The sequence below is a fragment of the Methanopyrus sp. genome (genome assembly GCF_053997775.1).
Genome location: NZ_JBMXXF010000038.1, coordinates 1 through 3,180 on the forward strand (window position 1 = coordinate 1; position 3,180 = coordinate 3,180).

General features: G+C 72.0%; 4 protein-coding genes. 3 read left to right on the forward strand and 1 reads right to left on the reverse strand.

Features of this window, described 5'->3' with window-relative positions:
• The 3 genes from ACXJJV_RS05830 to ACXJJV_RS05840 form a co-directional block, all read left to right on the forward strand.
• On the forward strand, window positions 1–1,927 hold a 1,927-nt coding region (locus tag ACXJJV_RS05830), incomplete at its 5' end, for a helicase-related protein (protein ID WP_456467248.1).
• A gap of 64 nt (window positions 1,928–1,991) precedes the next feature.
• Window positions 1,992–2,438: a hypothetical protein gene (locus ACXJJV_RS05835; protein WP_456467249.1), complete on the forward strand. Its 447-nt coding sequence runs from the start codon at window positions 1,992–1,994 to the stop codon at window positions 2,436–2,438.
• A complete protein-coding gene (locus tag ACXJJV_RS05840) occupies window positions 2,435–2,881 on the forward strand; it encodes a hypothetical protein (RefSeq protein WP_456467250.1) in 447 nt (148 codons plus the stop codon). Before ACXJJV_RS05835 ends, ACXJJV_RS05840 begins: the two co-directional genes overlap by 4 nt.
• Here the strand turns inward: ACXJJV_RS05840 and ACXJJV_RS05845 are convergent, their stop codons facing one another.
• Window positions 2,882–3,172, reverse strand: coding sequence for an ACR/YggU family protein (locus ACXJJV_RS05845; RefSeq protein ID WP_456467251.1), 291 nt, complete (start codon window positions 3,170–3,172; stop codon window positions 2,882–2,884).
• Between the last annotated feature and the right edge of the window lie 8 nt (window positions 3,173–3,180).

The following is a 3,180-nucleotide window of genomic DNA, read 5'->3' on the forward strand; positions in this document are numbered from 1 at the left end:
GTTGAGGGTCTTGTGGTCGTTCGAGCATCCGGGTGAGCGGCCGGAGCGTTCGGGTGAGCGGTTGAGGTCGTTGTGTCCGCGGTTGCCGGGCGTGGAGGCGTACGAGCATCAGGTGCGGGTGGTGGAGGAGTTCCGCGCGGGTCGGAACGTGCTGTTGGTGGCGGGGATGGGGGCGGGGAAGACGGAGGCGGCGTTGGCGGCGGTGTGGGAGGAGGGGTTGCCGGCCGTGTTCGTGTATCCGACGAAGGCGTTGGCGCGGGATCAGCTGGAGCGGTTGGAGGGGTACGGGTTCGACGTGGTGGTGGCGGATGGGGATCATCCGGGGTGGCGGCGGGCGCTGGGGTCTCGGGATCCGGAGGTCGTGTTGACGAATCCGCAGATGCTCTGGTATCACGCGCGGGAGCGGGGTCCGTTCTGGGAGTTCGTGCGGCGGCGGGCGGAGTCGGTCGTGTGGGATGAGGTGCACTATTACGATCCGCGGCGGGCGAACCTGTTGTTGGGGTTGATCCGGGCGCTGCGGGAGAAGCGGCACCTGTTGATGTCGGGGACGGTGGGTCGGCCGGGTCGGGTGGCGGCGGAGGTGCGTCGGGTCACGCGTCGGCCCGTTAGGGTCGTGCGGGGTCGGGGGCGGCTGGCCCCGCGCACGTACTGGGCGTGCGAGCCGGAGGGTGAGCGGGATCTGGTGCGGTGGTTGGCTGGGTTCGCTCGGGACGGGTCGCGCCGGACGATCGTGTACGCGCGGTCGCGGGCGGTGGCGGAGTGGCTCGCTCGGGGGCTGCGGTCGGAGGGGCTGTCGGTGGCGGTGCACCATGGGGCGCTCTCGCGGGGGGAGCGGTGGCGGGTGGAGCGGGCGTTCAAGCGGGGTGACCTGCGGCTGATCGTGACGGTGCGGACGCTGGAGGTGGGGATCGACGTGGGTTCCGTGGGCCGCGTCGTGCATCTGGGGTTGCCGGAGCGGGTGGCGGATTTCTGGCAGCGGGAGGGTCGGGCGGGGCGGCGGGGTGAGCCGGCGGAGTCGTACCTGGTGGCGGTGGACGGGTGGTCCTCGTTCGTGTTGGAGCGGCGGGAGCGGTTCGAGCGGGCGTACCTGCGGGGCGAGCTGGAGTCCGTGCCGGCGCGGGCCGCGAGCCCGTACTCGAGGAGGCCTGGGGAGAACCCGTCGAGGGACTTCTACGGCGGGTCGGGGTACCGGGTGGTGGACCCGGAGGGTCGGGTGTTGGTGGATCAGGTGTCCCGGTCGGACGTGGTCCATTACTACGCTCCGGGCCGCGCGTTCGAGTGCGGTGGCCGGACGTGGGTCGTGGTGAGCGCGCCGCGGGGTCGGGTGATCCGGGCGGTTCCGGTCGAGGAGTACGACCCGGAGGTGGCGCGGCTGCTCGCGCGCGGCTGGTGGACGGTCACGGTGACGCGGGCGTACCCGGAGGAGGGCGAGGAGGACGTGGGGATGGGCTGGGTCCGGGTGGTCTGGCGGGCCACGTACCTGGTCCCGCCGCCGGGGTCGGACGAGGGGCCGAGGCTGCTGGAGGAGGGCGGGTGGTCGTACCGGACGCGGACGTTCTACGTGCGGTTGCGGGAGGAGCGGCTCGCGTCCCGGGTGCATCGGGACTCCGCGGAGTACGCGGTGCACGCGCTGACGCACGCGCTGCGGGCGCTGGAGGGGTACCCGGCGGGGCACGTGCGGCACGTGGTGGGGGAGGACGCGGTCCTGCTGTACGAGGAGCCGGCCGCGGTGCTCCCGTTCCTGGACTGGGGGGAGGTCCTCCGGGAGGTCGAGCGCACGGGGTTGGAGCCGCACCGGCTCCGGCTGCCGACCTGCGCGTGGCCGCGGGGCGAGGCCCGGTGCTCGCGGCCCCTGGTCCGCCGGTACGCGCGGCGGCTCGTGGAGCGGCTGGAGGAGTTGCGGCGGGAGGTGTTGCGGGAGGGGTAAGGCCCGCACTCCGGGATGGTAACGGGTTTAGGCGCGGGTTTCCCCGGGTTGGCGGGGGACCCGGATGGGTCGGCGGGTTGTGGAGTGGCCGGTGTACCCGCAGGGTGACCCGAGCGAGCTGGGGATCATCCCGGCCGCACTGCCCTACACGTCGTTCGTATCAGCCGGCTTAATGCTGCTCCTGCTGGGGCTCGGCGAGATGGGGTGGAAGGTGAATTGGGAGGCGGCGGTTCTCGGGGGCGCGCTCGCGTTCGTGGTCAACACCGCGGCGCTGCCCCTGGGCTACCGGTTGGTGTCGTCGCTGATCGAGGGGATCGTCGTGCGGCCGGACGGGCTGGAGGTGCGGGGGGTCAGGCGAAGGTTCGTCCGGGTGGAGGAGATCTCGGAGGTGGAGGGACTGGATGGTGAGGTGGTCGTGCGGACGAGGGACGGTCGGGAGCTGCGGCTGAGGGTCTTCGATCGGGAGGGGTTCGTTGAGACGCTCCGCGAGGTGTGGGGGCTCGAGTCGTGAGCGTGCGCTGCTACCGGGTCTTCAGGGGACCGACCGATCCGGGGAGGATTCGGAGGGTAAGGATCGCGGCGTCCGTCGGCGTCACCCTGTTCGCGCTCGCCGTGGCGGTGGGGCTGGGGTGGCTGACCAACTGGTACCTGGGAGCGGCGATGTTCCTGCTGATCTTCGGGGTGCTGCCGACCCCGGTGCACCTGCTGTGCAGTCACGTGCGGGTGGAGCCGGAGCGGGTGGTGATCGTGCGGGATTACGGGTTCTTCCGGCGGGAGTTGGAGATTCCGCGGAATCTCATCGAGGGGGCGGAGGCGGTTTCGGGGAGGGTTCGGACGCGGGAGGGGGAGAGGGAGGTGAGGTGGGTCCGGGTGTACCTGCGGGGGCGGGGGTGCCTGCCGGTGGTGGTGCGGGACGCGGAGGGGTTGGCGCGGGAGCTCGGTGGGCCGCCGTGATTACACGCCGAGTCGCTCGCGGACCTCGTCGGGTTCGAGGCCCTTGACGAGGACCTGCTTCTCTCGGGAGCGCTCGCCGGAGACGAGCTCGACGTCCGCGTCGAGCCGCTCGCGGAGGTAGCGGAGGAGCTCGCGGTTGGCCCGTCCCTTGACGGGGGGTTCGGAGACGTCGATCTCGAGGGCGCCGCGCCACTCGTCCACGCCCTTGATCCGCGTCTCGTCGGCGTCCGGGTTCACGCGGACCTGGAGGAGGGTGCCCTCGGGGTGGTGCTGGAAGGGGTCCCGGGTCATCGTCGGGT